Source organism: Allorhizobium ampelinum S4, assembly GCF_000016285.1.
Classification (GTDB): domain Bacteria; phylum Pseudomonadota; class Alphaproteobacteria; order Rhizobiales; family Rhizobiaceae; genus Allorhizobium; species Allorhizobium ampelinum.
Window position 1 is genome coordinate 493,577 of record NC_011981.1, and the last position, 18,752, is coordinate 512,328.

General features: G+C 55.4%; 15 protein-coding genes and 1 pseudogene. 7 read left to right on the forward strand and 9 right to left on the reverse strand.

Features of this window, described 5'->3' with window-relative positions:
• Positions 1–19: 19 nt before the first annotated feature.
• The 5 genes from AVI_RS27875 to AVI_RS27895 form a co-directional block, all read right to left on the reverse strand.
• Positions 20–2,350, reverse strand: a complete 2,331-nt coding sequence (locus AVI_RS27875) for a DUF5682 family protein (RefSeq protein ID WP_139192484.1) — start codon at positions 2,348–2,350, stop codon at positions 20–22.
• A complete protein-coding gene (locus AVI_RS27880) occupies positions 2,322–3,413 on the reverse strand; it encodes an ATP-binding protein (protein ID WP_015918600.1) in 1,092 nt (363 codons plus the stop codon). The genes AVI_RS27875 and AVI_RS27880 overlap by 29 nt, the downstream gene beginning before the upstream one ends.
• Before the next feature lie 299 nt (positions 3,414–3,712).
• On the reverse strand, positions 3,713–4,891 hold the full coding sequence (locus AVI_RS27885) for an adenylosuccinate synthetase (RefSeq protein ID WP_015918601.1): 1,179 nt from the start codon (positions 4,889–4,891) through the stop codon (positions 3,713–3,715).
• Positions 4,888–5,820 carry a hypothetical protein gene (locus AVI_RS27890; protein WP_015918602.1) on the reverse strand — a complete coding sequence of 311 codons (933 nt, stop codon included), beginning with the start codon at positions 5,818–5,820 and terminating at the stop codon, positions 4,888–4,890. The genes AVI_RS27885 and AVI_RS27890 overlap by 4 nt, the downstream gene beginning before the upstream one ends.
• Positions 5,813–6,838, reverse strand: a complete 1,026-nt coding sequence (locus AVI_RS27895) for a hypothetical protein (protein ID WP_015918603.1) — start codon at positions 6,836–6,838, stop codon at positions 5,813–5,815. Before AVI_RS27895 ends, AVI_RS27890 begins: the two co-directional genes overlap by 8 nt.
• 109 nt (positions 6,839–6,947) lie before the next feature.
• On the opposite strand from AVI_RS27895, the gene AVI_RS27900 reads away from it, so the two are divergent.
• Positions 6,948–7,673 (forward strand): NUDIX hydrolase, encoded by a 726-nt coding sequence (locus AVI_RS27900; protein WP_049777546.1) that lies wholly within the window; start codon positions 6,948–6,950, stop codon positions 7,671–7,673.
• Between the two features lie 563 nt (positions 7,674–8,236).
• On the opposite strand, the gene AVI_RS27905 is transcribed toward AVI_RS27900, so the two are convergent.
• Both AVI_RS27905 and AVI_RS30860 read right to left on the reverse strand, forming a co-directional pair.
• The gene (locus AVI_RS27905) at positions 8,237–8,863 is read right to left on the reverse strand and encodes a DUF1062 domain-containing protein (protein WP_041699848.1); all 627 of its coding nucleotides are present in this window, start codon (positions 8,861–8,863) and stop codon (positions 8,237–8,239) included.
• Positions 8,864–9,230: 367 nt separating this feature from the next.
• Positions 9,231–9,396, reverse strand: a pseudogene (locus AVI_RS30860) (IS6 family transposase); the annotation flags it as partial.
• A 493-nt stretch (positions 9,397–9,889) separates the two neighbouring features.
• Between AVI_RS30860 and tssI the strand changes: the two are divergent.
• From tssI to AVI_RS27930, 5 genes are all read left to right on the forward strand, one after another.
• Positions 9,890–11,851 carry a type VI secretion system tip protein TssI/VgrG gene (gene tssI / locus AVI_RS27910; protein WP_015918606.1) on the forward strand — a complete coding sequence of 654 codons (1,962 nt, stop codon included), beginning with the start codon at positions 9,890–9,892 and terminating at the stop codon, positions 11,849–11,851.
• Between the two features lie 164 nt (positions 11,852–12,015).
• Positions 12,016–13,026, forward strand: a complete 1,011-nt coding sequence (locus tag AVI_RS27915; protein WP_015918607.1) for an ankyrin repeat domain-containing protein — start codon at positions 12,016–12,018, stop codon at positions 13,024–13,026.
• On the forward strand, positions 13,016–14,398 hold the full coding sequence (locus AVI_RS27920) for a Tle-like phospholipase domain-containing protein (RefSeq protein ID WP_015918608.1): 1,383 nt from the start codon (positions 13,016–13,018) through the stop codon (positions 14,396–14,398). The genes AVI_RS27915 and AVI_RS27920 overlap by 11 nt, the downstream gene beginning before the upstream one ends.
• Before the next feature lie 81 nt (positions 14,399–14,479).
• Entirely contained in the window at positions 14,480–15,457 is a 978-nt protein-coding gene (locus AVI_RS27925; protein WP_187152421.1) for a DUF2169 family type VI secretion system accessory protein, read from the forward strand.
• Positions 15,458–15,532: 75 nt separating this feature from the next.
• A complete protein-coding gene (locus AVI_RS27930; protein ID WP_015918610.1) occupies positions 15,533–15,958 on the forward strand; it encodes a DUF4150 domain-containing protein in 426 nt (141 codons plus the stop codon).
• Positions 15,959–16,505: 547 nt separating this feature from the next.
• On the opposite strand, the gene AVI_RS27940 is transcribed toward AVI_RS27930, so the two are convergent.
• Together AVI_RS27940 and AVI_RS27945 are read right to left on the reverse strand one after the other, a co-directional pair.
• Complete coding sequence (locus AVI_RS27940; protein WP_015918611.1) at positions 16,506–17,210, reverse strand: anti-sigma factor; 705 nt, start codon at positions 17,208–17,210, stop codon at positions 16,506–16,508.
• The gene (locus tag AVI_RS27945; protein WP_015918612.1) at positions 17,207–17,752 is read right to left on the reverse strand and encodes a sigma-70 family RNA polymerase sigma factor; all 546 of its coding nucleotides are present in this window, start codon (positions 17,750–17,752) and stop codon (positions 17,207–17,209) included. The genes AVI_RS27940 and AVI_RS27945 overlap by 4 nt, the downstream gene beginning before the upstream one ends.
• A gap of 204 nt (positions 17,753–17,956) precedes the next feature.
• Between AVI_RS27945 and AVI_RS27950 the strand changes: the two genes are divergently transcribed.
• Positions 17,957–18,745 (forward strand): DUF4394 domain-containing protein, encoded by a 789-nt coding sequence (locus tag AVI_RS27950; RefSeq protein ID WP_015918613.1) that lies wholly within the window; start codon positions 17,957–17,959, stop codon positions 18,743–18,745.
• The last annotated feature ends 7 nt before the right edge of the window (positions 18,746–18,752 follow it).

Genomic DNA, 18,752 nt, shown 5'->3' on the forward strand with positions numbered 1-18,752 from the left:
TATCTCCTCATCTTTCTGGTCATATCAATCCAGCGCGGGTGAGCCGCCGCTCCACCACTGCTTCCAAAGCCAGCGCCGCCGCCTGAGTCTCTGTGCTGCTGCGCTGGCGCATCCATTGCATGGCTTCGATCTGCGCCCGTGCCTCCCCGCGTCCATGGGTGCGCAGGATCACCTGGGCAAGCTTTTCGCGCTCCCGAGGTGGGAAGAAGGAAAATGCCTGGCGCAGCGCTGGCAGCGCTTGCAGGAATTCGTCATCTCCCCAGTCGTCAACCAGCTGCGTGACGGCGTCGATGACCGGCAGATCCGCGGCGATCTCCTCGCGGGAAAGGGCAAAGAGGCCGGCGAGAAAATCGCCGAGCTGAGTTGGTCGGCTGAAATGGCGCATCTGGCTTGCAATGCCGGAGATGTCGCTGCGACCGCAGGCGATCATCGTGCCAAGGGCAGCACCCGCCAGCGCCGAAATGGTGGAGCGGTTGGCGACGCAGCGAGCAAGCGTTCCGACCAGCGCTTCGCTGTCGATATCGAGTGATGGGCAATCGCGCATCATGTCGCGGCAGGCGATCAAGGCGTTGAGGGAGCGGCGTCCTTCGTCCTCATTGTGGATGTCTCCGACAAGCCACAGGACGCGCGCGAATATCTGCTCGCACAGCCGCCCCAGCGCCTGGTGCGCATGGCTGCCAAAGATATGTCCGAAGCGATACAGTCGCACGGCTTGGAGACCGGCCTTGCCGATCTCGCCGATCTCGTGAGAGCGGGCAATGCCGGATGCGATCTTGCCCGTCAGTTCGCTTTCGAGGACGAGCAGCCCGGCGAACAGCGCGTCGGACAGGCAGGATGTCAGCACGTCCAGATCATCGCCCGCGCGGGCGACCCGATCGGCGAGCAGACCCGACGAAGCCATTGGCAGCGTGCCTCCCCATCTGGAGGCTTCGATGAGCACGCCTTCGGCATCGCGGTGGCGAATCAAGCGGAAAACCTCCAGCGGCGCCCTGGTCTCAATCGCCGAAGGCCCTTCCAGCCGCTCCAGCCCCGGCATGCGCAGAAGCCTCAGAGCATGCAGCATGTGGGCCTGGCCGCGATCGGCGGGCTCGTTCCAGTCAAGCTCCAGACGCCTTGCGGTCGGGCCGGGCACCATATCGGCTTCGAGCAGCCGGGCGTCGATATCGTCGAGCAGTGGTGGCCGGCGGGTGCCGGCAGCAAGCCGGCCGCGCCTGTTTCCGGTCATGGCTTTCAACATGGCAACGAGCGCCGGGTGGGTGCCTGATCTGACCGCGCCAGCCTGGGTCCAGGCGGCCGGTGCCTCCAGCCCATCCTTCACCAACGTCGCCAGCGCGGCATCGAGTAGATCGACGCGCAGAATGGCGCTGTGGCCGCGGGCTCGGGCCAAACCTTCGGCATGGGCCTGCCAAGCGATCCGGTCGGCGGTGGAGACCACCTGGCCCGCATCCCTCAGGCCATGGGTGATCGCGTTGGCGGCCCAGTCTGCGGCAAAGCCGAGACCGCGTTCCCGGACATGTTCGTAATAGGCGGGTGAGGGCATGCCTGAGGCATAGCCGGTGAAACGGTCGAGCCGTTGATAGTCATAGGGCAATACATAGCTGCCGACCCGTTCATGCTCGCCCGGTTCAGGCATGTCGGGCTTTTCGCCGTCCATTTCCTCGGTCAGTCGACGGATTGCTTCGGCATGCCAGCCGCCGCAGATCAGCACCACCTTGCCAATACCGGCTTCGCGCAGCGCCCAGGCCGCATGGCCAGCCATGAATTTTTCGCGGGCCAGTTCCCGTGGATCTTCGGCACCCTCCGGCCGCAGCAGGTCGAAATAGCGGTCGAGCCGTTCATCAAGCTCCGCCACCGGCGCCTGCTCAGCCAGCGCGTCCCATAGAGCATCCAGGCCATCTTCACCCAGCGCGTGGCCGAGCGCGGCCTCGGCCGCCGCGGCGCGAACCGTATGTGGGTCGGCGTAGCGATTGGTCCGGTTGCCGAAGTCAGGATGCCAAGCCGGCAGGTCGCAAAATAACGGAGTAGCGCCGACCTTCCATGCAGATTGCAGCGCCTCCCACTCCGGCGAATAGGCGCAGAACGGCGAGTAGGAGGCGAAGCTCCGCTCCGCAGCCGCGTGATAGCTGAAGATTGCGACGGGCAGCGTATGTGGCAGTCGCAGGTCGTTCATATGAGGATTGAAGTCTGCTGGGCCTTCGATCAGCACGAAGCGCGGCTTCAGCCGCTCGACTGTCTGGGAGACCAAGCGCGCACAGGCTGGTGAATGATGACGCACGCCGACGACCGTCAGCCTGCCGCCGCGATCCTGCGCCACGTCCGCCTCAGGGCGTGAGAAGATGCCGAGCCTCATAGAGCGCCTTCCATGCTGCACCGGGCCGCTTCGACGCCTTCTGCTCCAGATAGCGTACAAGCTTTTTCAGGTCTTCCGCATTGTCCTTCGCGGCCGTGCCGGCAAGGCACTCGACGATGTCTTCCGGGCGTCCGCTGTCGCCACGCAGATAGTGACCGCGAACGCCGACCGCATGGGCGACGCTGACGGCCTCCGCCGTGCTCATCACCGAGCTCAGCCGCTCCATGCTGCCCTCGCTCGACAGACCCTCGCGCAGTTCGCGGAAGCAGGTTACCAGAACTTCAAGCAAATCGTCGCTCGGCGTCACCGGTACGCCCGAGCGTGCCAGCAGCTTGGCGGATTCTCGTTTGACCAGTTCCAGCTCCTCGTCGGCATCGCGGATCGGAAACACCGTCTCAAAATTGAAGCGGCGCTTGAGGGCGGCCGACATGTCGTTGACACCGCGGTCGCGGGTATTGGCTGTGGCGATGATATTAAAGCCCTCACGGGCGAAGACCATGCCGTCCTCACCGGAAAGCTCCGGCACGGCCAAAACACGGTCCGACAGGATCGACAACAGGCTATCCTGCACCTCCAGGGGGCAGCGGGTGATTTCCTCAAAGCGCACGACCTTGCCGTGGGACATCCCCGTGTGAAGGGGTGCCGGAACCAGCGCCCGACGGCTCGGTCCCTCGCTCACCAAGAGGGCATAGTTCCAGCCATATTTGATCTGATCTTCCGTCAGCGATGCACCGCCCTGGATTGTGAGCTTGGAATCGCCGCTGATCGCTGCGGCCAGCAATTCTGACAGGAAGCTCTTGGCCGTGCCCGGCTCGCCGATCAGCAGGAGCGCTCGTGATGTGGCCAGCGTCACCATGGCACGCTCAACCAGGGAAGGCGAGGCAACCAGCTTGGTTGTGGCGCCGTTGCCGCCGAGAATGAAGGATTTGACGCTTTTCAGTGACAGGTTCCAGCCCGGTGGTCGCGGTCCCCGGTCGGCCCTTATCAGGGCCTCAAGTTCGGCTCGATAGGCTATTTCGGCTGGGGGACGTTGGATTGAGGCAATACCTGTTTTGTCTTGCATGGGGACTCATCAATCTGTCTTGACGATCCCCATGTAGGGCGGGAAACTGTCAAATCCATGGGGTGCGTTTGCGTGGTGGCCGATTTTATTCTGACAATATGTTCCTGAATATGACATCGTCGTCTCTAGGACTAAGTGCTGATGGTTCATGACAGACCGTGATCTTGCAGCGGAGCAAACCACCAAAGTCGGGATGGTGCAGAGAAATGCCAGAACCGGCATAACAAGGAAAACAGATTTCAGTGACTCCAGCGGGAGAGCGATGTCGGAGATACAGTGGATCACGGTCAGATCGGAACCTAGCCGAACGTGACGTCCTCACGGCAGGGGCCGAAGCTTTTACCTGCGAGCGGACATTGCAAATGACGACGTGCTGCCTCCAGCAGATCTTTGCCAGCGCCGGTTTCCCGAATATTGCTCCGCCACCAGACCGCCTGATCGGCGATCTGATCGAGGCACGTCATTGCGAAAGACGTCTCGACCCGCACTGAAGACCGAGCTTCGTCCTCAAGAATGGTTTTGGCCAGCAGATCGAGATCGAGCGCTCCGAACCTCAACGTGCCCTGCCAAAGGTTAGGGATATTCGTTGCATCTGGGTAGACCATCTCGGGCGTAGCCCGTGGAAATGGACCAGCGCCATGCCGTGTGGCGTAAGCGCGTGTCATGTAGATTGCCTTGATTTCACCAACCCCCCATTCCGCCGCAAGGATAGATGGATTGGCAATTCCGGTCTTGGAGGGAGTGACATGCGGAAAGAAGGCATGATCCTGATCGAGTAACAAGCCTTGGGCGCCCTCGAAAATGAGCCTGTCGCTTGCAGACGCCACTGCTGCGACCGTACCATCATTGGGCCAGACGACACGACTGAAATCTTCAACGTCCTGTGTAAATCGCTCCGCGATAACCGGAGAAACAAGCCGCGCTTGCCAGGCCTCAGATGGCAAAAATCCTAGCTCCGTTAATCGAGAAGGCACCCACTCCTTCTGGATCCGTCTGACGATTTCATCCATCTTTGTGAGGTTTGCCAGATCGCTGAACTGAAGCTTGAATCCATCTCTTTCGCTCCGTCGGATGGTCTCATTGATTCCAAGGCCGCAGGAGCCATGTCGCCCGCTATTGCGAGCCTCCTCTGCGATCTGGTTGATCATCATATCCCACGGAGTGGTCACCAGCCCGTTTGGGTCGGCAAACAAGCTTGGGCGAACGCCAATCTTGTCGAGTTCAGACAACTCCCGCAGCAGCAGCAGGGGGTTATGAATAAAGAAGCGCGACATGTAGGTAGTGGCACCCCGAAGGGCACCGCTGCCTACATGATGGAACACATGGCGTGTGCCATCCGGACGCTGGACCGTATGACCAGCTTGGGCGCCACCATTGGCCCGCACGACAACGCTTCCAGCGCTGGCCAGGGCATCAGTCATCAAGCCCTTGCCCTCATCGCCCCAACCAGCGCCGAGAACTGCATAAGCGGTGCTCATTTCTTACCGCCGAACCAACGCAGGCCTCCGCTTTTGGTCGCAGGCGAAAGACCTTTCGTCGCCTTCTGGACGACCAAAGCTGTATCGCCGCTCCAACTCGAAGCCACATCTGCCGCATGCTCGCCTTCGACGATCTGGATCGTGGAAACAACGACTTCCGCGAGCTTCGTATAGTCGGAAAGCATGAGGACATGCTGGCCCAGCACGGACTGCCAACTGTTGCGGACGCGGTCGGGATAGCTCTGGAAGTGAGAGCCCTGCTCAACCACGACGTGGAACACATGATACCGACGGCTCACAAGGTCCAGAAGCTGTTCGGCAGTGTAATCCATTTGGGGGCGAACGCCCATCACGCGTTCGATTTCCTCAGCCTTCAACAGAGGAGGGACTTCTTCATCGCCAACAGTGAAAAGAAACCCCTTTTTCCCGCGCTTTTCAAACGCATCAGTTGATGTGTGCATGGCGGCGAAATACCACGGCAGAGTATAAGACTCGCTGGAGTTACCACCGCCGCCGCCTTCCAGAAAGAGATCCTTCAGCTGTTCGGCAATGCGAATATCCGCTTCAAATTGCGAAACCTGTAGCGGAGCGCGATCACATACCACGTCCCCAATTCCCATGAACATGACGTGCGGATCGGATACAGGCTTGCGCTCATAGATGCTGGTAAAAAACGCGGGAAGCCCATCGCGAACCATATAGTCCGGAATCGTCCCCATGGAGCCAGTCACATCCAGCCCAATGATGATCGGGTTGGACGACGGGTTAACTGTGCCATCGCGCGATTCCCGCATAAGCCCCTTTGCCTTGGCAGGGTTAAGGCTGTCATGGAGGCTGCGACTGGAAAACACCGCGTCCCGCGTTTTGCCTGCCGTAGTCCTGGTTGTGAAGCTATCCCAGTCAGTTGGGTCAAAGCGGCCGTCACCCATTGTGGGCATCCTTTCCATAAACATCGCTTGCGTTAACGGACAGTTCGGTGAAGCGACGAGCACCGAAGCTGTCTTCAAGAGCCTTGATCCAAGCTCTGTATTCGCCTTTGGCATCGAGACCGCTAGGACGTTGAAGCCAATCCCGCATAGCCTGCGGAATAGCGTTGTCTTCGCCGATACTCACACCGGAGGTTTCGCCCAGCATTTCCCTTCCGATGCCTCGGATGAGTTCGAGATCGATCGCTCCACTTGCGCGCTCGGTATTTCGAGCAGCGGCGGGCAAAAGCTGATCCGTCCACTCTGGAAGCGCAACCAGAGGCTCATTCAGCGGCGTTGAATAGAACCAACCGCCAAGGATGACCGCGACATGTCCTTTCGGGGAGATAAAGACGGTATCAGTACACAAGCCCGCATGAGCGAGCTGACGAAAGGAGCCAAGGTAACAAGCTGTGTTCAGCAGGTCGCTCATAACCCAAGCAACGTGCCGTGGGTCCACCTTGCTGCCGAAATGCGAGATCAAATCACTCAGTCGGACAAGCCCAGCGGGCTTTTCCATCACCAGAACACGCTGACCCTGATCGGTATCAAAGGCTGATTTGATCTGTGGCAGCCGCAGGAGCATCTCGGTGGCCATTCTATCGTTGGCAAACGTCAGCCCTCTGATGGCAGCCTCGGCCCGGTGGGCCAAAGACAGGAAATCCTTTTCCACCACGTAGGCAATGATGCTGTTACCCACGTAAGCCGTTCCGAGTTCGAAGGGGTATGATTTGAAATACCTTATCTTGCGACCAGCGAGCTCAAGCAAACCGGGCACTTGCCAGCGGCCTTGGCTGACGTGGAGGTTTGCCTCGTCCCGCAACAGCGTCAGATGTTCAAACACATCGCGTTGACCGCCGGCATGGTCTGTATGCCACAGCTTGGCTAGTCTGTGATACTGGCCAGTGATTTGATCCGGTGCCTGAAACAGGCGCTCAGGCTCGTTCACCGGTATCGCCAAGATCTCATCTGCCGTGTCCATATCGATAACCCTTAGACCAGATAATCGTCTAACTACGATATGCGCCTTCTGGACTTAGGCGTCAATACCGTCTAAGTCTGTTTTTGCTGGCTATCGGAGCCGTTGAACAATGGAGGACAGTTTGATCACCGAGAGAGTCGCCCACGACGCTGAGGGGTATCCAGTGCCGCTGGTGATGGTCGACTGCGCCATTTTCACCCTCAAGGACCAAGCGCTGCATTTACTTCTGCCGGAGCGGGCCAAGAATCTCCAGACAGGCCAGCGGGCACTGGTGGGTGGTCGGCTTCACCTCAATGTGGACCGTTCGCCGGAGGATGGAGCAATGCGGGTCGCACGAGAGAAACTTGGGATCGACGTGCGCTATCTTGAGCAATTACACAGTTTTGGTGGTCTGGATCGGGATGAAGGTTGGACAGTAACGATCGCCTATATCGCCATTGTGCAGATGGATCAGATCCCGGTCTCGCTGCAGTCAGACCTGTTTCCGGTCGACAAGATACCGAAGCTAGCTTTCGACCACAATGAAATCGCAGCGATGGCGATCGCCCGCATGAGGAGCAAATCGTCTTACTCTTCTTTGCCGGCATTCCTGCTCCCGCCAGAATTCACAATCGATGATCTCAGGCATGTCTATCAGCAGGTCACAGGTGCAAAGCTCGTAAAAACGACCTTTCGAGACCAGGTATTGCGCCAAGGGTTTGTGGAAAAAACCGGAAAGATGAGCACTGGCCGCACATATCGGCCAGCCGAACTATGGAGACTAGCAGACCGCACAGTCGCGAATTTTAACCGCGTTGTATCTCGGGAGGCGGGTTATCGCCGTGCCATTAAGTGACAGTGCTATTCGCCAGTAGTCGGCTCGCGCGGCGCGATATATCGACCGATTGGCAAAGTGGCTGGCCTCGGCTATCGGTGACACGGGTGCTGCCAAGGCGGCCCACGCAAGTTAACGTGATATAGTGGATGGGTTTCTGTCGCAAGTTTTCGGAACGTCCAAAATATAGGAAAGCATTCCTGGAGTCTTCTGGCGGTGAATCTAGATAGCTGCTTCCTCTGCCGCGTGCAGCATCAAACGGGCAAGAATTCGGTCCGAAGCATGTCGATCCATAGGCATATTAGAATTTCATTCTACATCGACAAAACTTTGCGACAGAGCCCTTTTTTGAGATCGTATTCTCGAAAAAGCGTCGTACTTAAGATAAGAGCACCAATTAAGACCTTGATCGGTGGGCTGGAATGGGAGCCGTCTCAGAAACGGACCTACTCTTTTAGAGGGCGTCGGATTGATACTACGCTCAAAAAACGCAAGGTAGAACAAGGCGAGAACGTATGCTGAAAACGAGACTTGAAATCACGAAGGCCCGAAATTTCAGGCCTTCGTGATAAGGCTATATCGGGCTAAAGCGTCGCTAAAGGTCTCCACAATTTCACTCGTTCGGCCTCGGTGGAGAGGTCAATGATAACCTGTATACCAGTTTTGATACGCCGCCGCAGGACGTCGGGGCGGTCAGAATTTGTCTGAAGCATACCACTGTCATGAAACGTTTGGAGCCGCGAACGAGAAATTCTCAACTCTGATGCCAGCAGACGATCAAGGCGTGTGCTGGTTGGAAATAGAACCACCAGTTCTATCTGCAGTTTCGTCCAATGATCGGCTTCATGCAGAATCGCTTTTTCGATGCGAAACTCCGAAAACTCATCAACGCGCTGCGACTTGCGCCTCAAAGCTTCGAGGTTGAACGTCTCCGTCCGTATCCACTGTGGATCGTTGGACTGTAGTGCTTCAAGGACGACAGGATCGATGTCGCGAACATTCTGCCGCTCAAAGATTGGCCGGTTCCATGTCTTTTCGCAGGTCAGGCACTTGTAGATAAGCCACGCATCAAGCTTGCGACCATTGGCGTTGAGCCGGATTTTGCCGCTGGATTGGAAGGCTCTGAGGCCCCCACATCCGCTGCACACAATCCAAGGCTGGGGAGCAGTCTGAGGAATAATGGTCCATCGGACCCGAAGTGTATTGCACATATCGTCTTGGTCTTCCGTTCGGAAGTCCACCAAGATGGTGCATGAGAAAACCCTTGCGGGCACGGCGTGGCGATGTTTTGGGCGGCTGAAGAGCTGAGACAGCGGAGCTGCACATGGCACATTGTAACAATGCCAAACCGGTCTCTTGCCACCACCCGATGAACATAATCATACGCCGACAGCATGTTGCTATCCGGCAGTACGGGTGAAACTGGATTGAGACCGGTATTTACTTAGGCAAAGTCTACCTCGATGCGCCAATGCTCTTCGACCACAGCGATAACAAGTGATCGTCCCGAATTGAAGTCCCTTGGTCGTATCCATAAGCTGAAAGCTGCGGCGTTGCGGCTTTTATGCAACTTTATGATGAGAGAAGATAGCAGCTTATCGGGCTATGGTCGACTTCGAAGCCGCGCTCGCGGACCATCTCTTCCAAATCGCGATAGCTGAGCGGATGACGTAGATACCAAGCTAACGCCTGCACGATGCAGCCATGCCTCGAAATGCCTGCCTTTGAAATCATCCTTCGACTCGCTTCACAACATTGGGAGCGCAAATTTCTCTGACGATGTTCCACACAGCGTTAACCAGAAAATTTGCGGCAAGGCCCAGCAGCGAATCCATATGCATGTTTCCAAATCTGGCGCGCAGTTGATGCGAGCTATATCGGCATAAAACACACGACCTTTAAGAAGATAATTATATCCGATAATGTATTATCGAGCATTATGCTCATTATGGTGAAATGACCCAAATCATCGAGCAAAACACCGAAGTTCACTGTCGGATGACCGGGACCTCTGAGATTCAAGGGCGGCTTGGGGTTTTGGGCATCCTTTTCAAGAAAAGCCGCTGAATAAAGCGAACTCCTGTAAAAACACAACCAAAATTAAATCTACAACCCAGATCTTGACCTTTTAGGATGCTGGCCTATTTTCGCCATGGGAATGGCGCGATTGGGATACTTTTCGCACCTTTCCAATATTGCATTCGTTTTTGATGACGCGATAAGTGGAGAGGCATTCCATGGACGACGTTCTGTCACCGACCGATTTCATTCAGGCAAGCCGTGTGCTGAAACTGTTGTCGCCCTTGGGTGAAGACCAGCTTTTGCCGGAGCGGATGACGGTGGATGAGGGCGTCAATCGTCTGTTCGAGATCACTGTGTCGGTGCGCGCCAAGCGCGAGGCAGTGAAGCCGGAAGAACTGATCGGCAAGCTGGTCGATGTGTCCCTGGAAATCCGCCAGGGCGAACTGGATGGGGATGGCGTGCGCCGACCGTTCAATGGACTGGTGACAAACCTTTTCGAAGGCCCGCCAGTGACGCGTGGATTGCGGTCCTATACCCTGACTATCCGTCCGCAACTGTGGCTGCTGTCGCGCCGGTCCGATTGCCGGATCTGGCAGAATATGACCTCGATGCAGGTGATGGAAACGCTGTTTTCCGAGCATGGCATTCCAGCTGCCGCATCCGCCCCTCTGCACAAAACACCGCCATCGCGTGAGTTTTCTGTCCAGTGGAATGAAACGGACCTCGATTACCTGCTGCGCCGCTTCGAGCAGGACGGGTTGTTCTATTGGTTTGAACATGAAACCGGCGTTCACCGCCTGAAGGTCAGCGACAGCAAGGTGGCCTGGAGCAAGCCATCGGCTGCGGCAGAAGGTGTCGACAAAGTCAGATTAGCCCAGGGCTCGTCGGACCGCAACCATATCAACGAATGGATGCGGCAATTCTCCTATGTCCCCGGCCAGCGCGCCGGTGCGGACTGGAATTTTGAGACGCCGAGCACTGTGCCACTGAACGTCACGCCATCGCTGATCCAGATGCCGGGGGCCAAGCAGCGCGAGCTTTACGAATATCCGGCCCGCATCTCCGATATCAAAGAGGCCGAAGTGGCCGAGACGTTTCGAACGCAAGCAACGGAAGCCGATCATGAGCGGGTGACGGGCCAGTCCAATGTGCGCTTTCTGGAAGCCGGTCGCCGGTTCACGCCCTATGAGGAACCGCATCCGGAACACAAATACGAAGAGCATGTGATTACCCGAATTGTGCATCGGGTGGTGGACCGATCCTATGAGACGGCCAGCAATGAGATGGAATATGCCAACGCATTCGAGGCCATTCCCTCACGCGTTCCACTAACGCCGCACCGAGAGACCAAACGTCCGCGTATCGAGGGGACACAGGTGGCGATTGTCGCCGGACCGTCGGGCGAAGAAATCCACACCGACAAATACGGACGCATCAAGCTCTGGTATCCCTGGGATCGCAAGGCAAAAAAGGATGGCAGTGATACTTGCTGGGTGCGGGTTGCCCAGAACTGGGCGGGCGGCCAGTGGGGAGGACAGATCATCCCGCGCATCGGAATGGAGGTGATGGTTGCCTTTATCGACGGCGATCCTGATCGACCGCTGGTGACTGGCGTCGTGCCAAACCCCAAAAACGCTGTGCCTTATGATCTGCCAACGAATAAGACGAAGAGCGTGTTTCGGACGAACACGCATAAGGGCAAAGGCTACAATGAACTGACCTTTGAGGACGAGAAAGACCGCGAGGAGGTCTATGTCCATGCGCAAAAGGACCAGAATATCAAGGTCGAGAACAATTATTCGAAGCGCATCAACACTAATAAGGTGGAGAGTGTAGGCCACAACAAAGCAACTGAAGTAACAAACAATCATTATGAAGTTGTTGGCGGCGATATGGATATTAGAGTTGGGCCTTCAAACAAATGGAGCATTACGCCGCAGCAGGCCGATACAATGGCCGCAGGCATCGGCCAAGCCACATACGCGTTTGGAGAAAAGGGCCAATCGCCGATCGGTGAGGGCAATCTCCATATTGTCGTTCAAAAAAACAAAAGTCAAAAAATTGGCGATACGCACACCGAAGATGTTGGTCGTCTGAAAATAATAGATGTGGGTGATGAATACAGTTTAAGGGCAGTTAATAACGTAGTGATTGAAGCAGGAAAAAACTTGTCTTGAATTGCGGGAAGAGTCGGATTGTTCTTAATTCTGATGGAACAATTACGATCAGCGGAAAACGGATAATAGGCTCTGCTGACGATGTATTTGATATACTTGGTGATGTCGTAAAAATAAATTAGAGATCGGATTCAAGTTCGTCCAGGCAGAAAAGGGTACGAGTGATGCGTTTTCTGCTCCGCCTAATTGGCTTTATTTTACTGTTGACAGCTCTTAGCTGCAGTGAAGAAAAAAAAGAAGATGTCTCCAGTAATTTCAGTCCAGAAGGTCGTGCGATAATGGAAAAGGAGAATTTATCCGACGAGCAAATATCTAATCTTAAACTCGTTGAAATCGACTATTCTAAAGCCCCTTCTGAAATGCGGGCGATCGCTTATAAAATTTTCCTAAGACAATCTTTAACGCAGCCAGATTTGAAGGCGCTTGGGGAAAACATCAACAAATCTTTCCCTGAACGAAAACCGAACGGTTTGTACCGGTATGGCCGTACGTTATTGGTTACAGCGGTTGAGAACCAAAATTTGGATGCTGTAAATGCTTTACTTGAGGCTGGCGCAGATCCCTACGTCTCGACTGACCCCAACAATGAGTCGGAGCAGATTAGGAGTTGGAACTTTTTGTACTTAGCCATGAAGCAGGAAGGACAGAAGCTTCCAGACTCAGATTATTTCGACAAAACATACGCCAACCAACTCCTACAACTTTATCTAAAGCACGGGGGTGATCCTAATTACAGATGGCCTGACGGACAGTCGTTATTAGAATTCACAGTTGGCGACAATTTTGAAGGGTTCAAGATCTTATTGCAAGCTGGCGCAGACCCTTGGAAGCGAGGCGAACAGGATACGCCTTTAGCCGTACAATGCGTCACGTTGATGAGAAAACCTAGCTGCATACAGTACCTTGCTGAGAACGGATATTACGACAAGACCCCTGAAAACTACATGTACGACATGATTGATGCAGCAACCAACGAATTGGAGGCAGGTGCTCGTACAGATCCAGAAGAAGTCGGGCAGTCATATTCCGAATATGGTAGATATGCTGATGCTGTAAAGCTTCTCCTACAACGCTCTCATTACCCGCTTGGCGAAGGCAGCACGCTCTACCGATTGCTTTATGTAGAGAGTGGAACTTACCGGAAAAAACTGCAGGAGAAGCGAGATGGCAACTGACGACTTTAGCAGTGCCGGAACTGCTGAACTTGATCCAGCAGTCCAAAAGGCTGATCAGCGCCCATCAAACAACACAACAACTGTAAGCGGTGATACGAGCATGGACCGGTGTTTGCGTCGAGCTGCTTGGCTGATTTTTGATGTTTATGATCAGCAATATAGTCAGATGACAATCCAGACGCGGCCAATGCTTGCGGACGTTCGTAAGAATTGGAGCAAGGTATTTGATAATCAGAACAAGAGGGCGGGTTATCGCGCAGTTTTATATCGACCAAACGGGAGTGATGGAGATCGTGCAACCTTATGTCCTCCAGCCCTGATATTCCGGGGGTCTGACCTAAATAAAGAGGAACTCTCAGGCTTAGCAATTACGATAGAAATTGAATATCATTGGGATCTAGGCCTCCTGTCCGCTAACCCTGCGAATAAGCCGCCTCATCGTTTTGAATTTGTCTTTGCACCGAACCCCGATGTAGCGCAGTTGAAGCCGTCTGAGCTCGCTGGCGTTGGCTTTACCCCTACATCGATCGTCAAAAATGATGCAGGTAATATCACTTTACGGGCCATTTCACCTACGTGGATACAAATTCCGGTGACTGTCGCAGCACAATGGAACGCTTCAATTACGGTATGGACGAAAGACCAGGGAGATTGGGCAACGAATTTTCGGCAAGGCGTCGGTTTGAGAACTACTCAATATGATGACCTCACAGTCGCAGACGCGCGAAAAGCGGCACAAATTGCGATGAACGAATGGGGAGGCCGTTTAATGATAATCGGTCACTCGCTTGGCGGAGGGCTCGCCAGTCTTGCAGCCTGTGTGGCACAGAAAGAAAATCCAACCCTGAAACTCGCTGCTAGGACGTTCAACGCGGCCGGCCTGCATCCGGCGACGGCAGCTAGACAGAAAACGTCCTTAAGCGCTGCAACAGTCAGATCTTTTGCCGTCGAGGATGAGATACTGACGACATTGCAAAAGCGGTCATGCCCGATTCCCTTGATTACGCATATTCTTCGGTGGGCAGGAAAAACCATGCCAGAAGCTATAACGGGTCATGCTTTTGAGCGGCGTAGGCCCGGCATGGATGACTTATGGCCTGTTCAAGCGCAGGAATTTCCTATGCTGACTGAGGCCGAGCGAATAGCGGCGAGCTGCTCCACTCTGTCTGACTTTGTAAAACGATATGTGGAGACGATCTGGAGTGCACTTCCGCTTGGAACAGCTTGGAATTTATATAAATTAAAGGGAGAAAGTGAGGGAATAGCGAAACGCGCCGACAGATCAGTCGGGTTGCATCTTATGCCTGATGTTGTTCATACCTATCCTGACCGCTTTGAGCGCTATCTTCCGCCTGCCAAACCGGGGAAGTAGTAATTCAACGTCATGCATCTCAAAACCAAACTCCCTTTCCAGCACCTCTATTTTCGCCATTGGGGCCGCGATGATCGCGAAATGGCTGTTCTGATCGTAAAGGCAGGATTGCGCATTCCATATGGCGGCATCGCGGAAGATCTGCTGTCTCCGCAGCCGGACCTTCTTCTCACCGATCTGTTTCACAGGGAGATCAATGACTCGCCGCTTCGCCAGGAAAGCGACCTAGCGCCCTTCAAGCCAAAGACAGATGTGACGTTCAATGCCGTTGCCTGCTCGCCGGAAGAGAAGGAAATCGATAGTTGGCCCGTGTCGATTGCTGTCGATGGACGGTTGTCTCACAGCTTTCACGTTTTCGGGGAGCGGTTTTGGGAACCGCAGACCCGAGCGGCGAGGCGAAAGTGGAAACTCTCGTCGGTAAAGCCGACGACGTCCATACCTTTGACCTATGAACGAGCTTATGGTGGCGTCGCACCGATATCGTACGAAGAGCATACTACGCACGCTTATAATCCTATAGGACGCGGCCTGATCTCCGATTATCTACTGGAGATGAACCGGGAGGTTGCCGCCCCGCAGATTGCGCTTGTCGGCGAATTTGCCGCTGAGCGCCCAACTGAATCTATGACGGTCTGCGGTTGTGGGCCAATTCAAAAATCCTGGCTGCCGCGGCTATCTCTCGCCGGCACATTCGATGATGCCTGGGTTCGAGAGCGCCATCCGCGCATGCCTCTCGATTATGATTTCGCCTATTGGAATGCAGCACCGCTGCCGATGCAGGCAGCCCCTTATCTGATTGGCGATGAAACCATCAGGCTCACAGGGTTTCGGCACGATCCAAGGCCTTATGTGTTTCGGCTGCCGGGAATGGCACTTGGCATCAAGATTAGACGCGAAGGCCTTCAGGATATTACCGAGCACATGTTGAATCTGGATACGGTTCACTGCGATATCGCTGACGGCGTGCAGGAACGACATACCCTTAGTATGACCTGGCGTCTGACATTGGCTGAACCGGATGACATTAGGGAAATTGAAATGTTCGCACGACGGCCATAGCCGTTCCCGAAAAATCGTGGCGACAATTGCTCGTCAGCAAATATTTGAACACAAAAGATCGGAGGAGTAGCGACCATGAGCCACAGTGCTGCCCGTTACACGGATAAAAATAACGCGATTGTCTGCCTTTCTCCAGATGTGTGCCTGACGCCGCGCGGGTCAAAGGATGTGGCGGTTCCTTACATGATCCTATCGAAGCTGGAAGCGAGCGAGCGGACTGTCAAGAATGTCTCTTTCGGCGGCGATGAAGCCTTTACGATGAACAGCAGAACCTCAACAGTCACAGGGAACGAGGCCGGAACAAGCGGCGGTGTTCAATCCGGCGTCAATACCGGTTGGTGCCGGCCGCAATCGAACAAAACAAGCTTTTTCGTCAACGGACATCAAGTGATTCAAGACAATTGTCTTCATGAGATGAACTGTTCGGGGCCGGATGGATCGTCAAATACCCTGGGTAAGCTGATGTTTGTTGATACGGACGGTCGTGGGAGAGATGGCTGATACGAAGGCCCTGTCGAAAGTAACCATCTCAACTTAAGCGATTAATGCTGACACCTACGCGCTGTTTCGTGAGGAGCATAACGAGAACCACGGTGGCGGCTGGTGGGTGGATTTGAGGCGACGCGGCATCCGGGTCGTGCGGCTGTTCAAGGACAATATTTACGGATCGCCGCAGGCAAGCTTCGATCACGCGAAAGCCTATCGCGATGCGGTCATGTCTGTTTTGCCGCCTGCCACCAATCATGAGCAGGCAGTTCTGCTCCGCAAGAATAACAAGAGTGGCATCTCAGGTGTGCGCCACGTCGAACTGGCAGAGGACGAAGCTTGGGAAGCATCTCTCCTTAACCGCACAGAGCACAAACGCGAGAAGTTCTCCGTACGCGAATATGGTGAGGAGCAAGCGAAAGCCATGGCAATCGCACAGCGCCGAAAATGGCTGGAGGAATTACCGGTCAAACACCTGGCTTATGCCGAACACTCGGAAGAGATGACCCGGCAGCATTTCGGTGAACCGGTCATTTGCTCAGTTGCCTATGCCACTGGAGCGTCATCGCGGCATGCGGGCAAATCCTTTGGCAAGTATCGGTCCGGTGGGACGACCGGTCGGCGAACCGCCTGCCTGCTCAAGCGTCAACTCATAAAGCTGATCGTTGCGCGGCTTCGGCAGCGTCGGCCCATGGAGACGGGCGGAACGCACGCCTTCCAGCAGGCCGAGAGGGACCGGCCCGACATCGCGAGAGGGCAGGGTCCAGACCTGGATCGTCTTGTCACGCGGAACGACGAAATCCGCCAGAAGCCGCACGGAGGTCTGGTCATTGCCGAAATCCTCGACAACCGCCTGAACCTCTCCCGCCTCGTTGACGAGGACGGCGACGACGAGTGGCTCCACCGCTCTGGTCAGGCTGTAGACGAGGCCGACGACGAGCAGGAGTGAGGCGGCAAGCGACGTGAGTGCAGCCAACTTCCAGCGGCGAGAGCCATTATCGTTTGCGATATGTGTGTTTGGTTTGGCGGGACGGTTGTCCTGAACTGGCAGGGAAGCCTCGATACGCTTCCAGAGATCCTCGCTGACGGGTCGCGGAGCCATACTCGTATCGAGCGGCAGGAAACGATCTCGACTGGCAGCAATGGCAGCCTTGAGTTCAGGATCACGTTCCATGGCATTCTCGATTTCTTCCGCCTGCGTTGGCTCGAGCAATCCCAGCACATATTCGTCGGCGAGATGCGCTATGTCTTTGCGGTCATAGCTCATGCCATGCACTCCCGCAGCGCCAGAAGCCCGCGCCTGATCCACGACTTGGTGGTGCCGAGCGGAATGCGCAGCCTGCCTGCAATTTCGCCATGGGAATAACCGCCAACATAGGCCATGAGAATTCCCTGCCGCTTTGTATCTTCTAGCGCACCGAGACAGTCATAGAGACGGGAATTGCGATCCAGGCGGTGCCATGCTGCCATGATTTCATCCGTCTGCTGATCGCCCTGAAGTGTTTCAACCTCCTCGACGGAGTGTTCCCGCTTGCCATCACGCAACAGGTTGAGCGCCCGGTTTCGAACGATGGCATAGATCCAGCCGCGCGCCGACCCGCTATCAGAACGGTACTGGTAGGCATGCGTCCATATACGGATGAAGGAGTCCTGCACGACCTCTTCAGCAAGCTCGCGACGTCTGACGATGCGCTGGGCAACCGCGATGAGCTTACCCGCCTCCTGATCAAAGATGTGTCGCAATGCCAGGCGGTCGCCCTTTGCGCAGCCATCAAGCGCCTCATCGAGATTAACCGGCCTGGAGCCCATCACTGTCAAAACCATCTCCTTAGATCAGTGCGCAAACCGCCTGCCTTTTGCAAACTATACCCGCCGCGAGCGCGGAATAGATGCAGTCATCAAAAATATTTTCGAGCGCTGCATCCAAACGCGTCGTCTGTTGTGTCTTCAAGATGGAAGGTCGTGAGCCAGACGGCGGAACCTTCTTCGATTTTGAACGCACGGGAGAAAAACATGCAGACCATTCGTTTTACTTTAGCAGCCTCCATATCCGTCATTGCCACGGCAACATCGGCCTTTGCGGCACCCGTTCTGGCATTGAGCGGCGACAAGACACTCGTGATTTTCGATACGGAAAAGCCTTCCGTGACAAAGACGATGGATGTTACGGGCGTCGATAAGCTCGTCGGCATCGATTATCGCTCCGGCAACAAGACGGTCATTGGCGTTACGCCGGACCACCGTATTGTCAGCATCAACCTGGAGACGGGCGCTGCAAGCGAAGTGGCGAAGATGGACAAGATGCTGACCATGACTGACGCGCCTGTCGTGGTCGATTTCAACCCGATGGCAGACCGCCTGCGCTTCATGACCGGCACCACCAACCACCGCGTTCACCCCGATACGGGTGCCGTGACGGTTGACGGCGTGCTCGCTTTCGAAGAGGGCGATATGCATAAGGGCGAGACCCCGAACATTGTAGCCGCCGCCTATACCAATTCCATCGGCAAGCCGGAAAAGACTGCGATGTACAATATCGACGCCACTATCGGAGCGTTGATCCAGCAGACAAAGCCGAATGACGGCACACTGAAAGCCATCGGCAAGCTTGGCCTGAAAGACAAGCCCGCGACCTATGCCTTCGACATTCAAGGAATGGAGGGCGGCAAGAACGCGGCCTATCTGGTGGCAAGTAAGATGCTTTACACCGTCAATCTCGAAACGGGCGCAGCGACCGAAGTCGGCGCGATCTCTGGTCTGGAAAATGAGGTGCGGGACATCGCAGTCCTGCCGGCGACCTGATACTGAA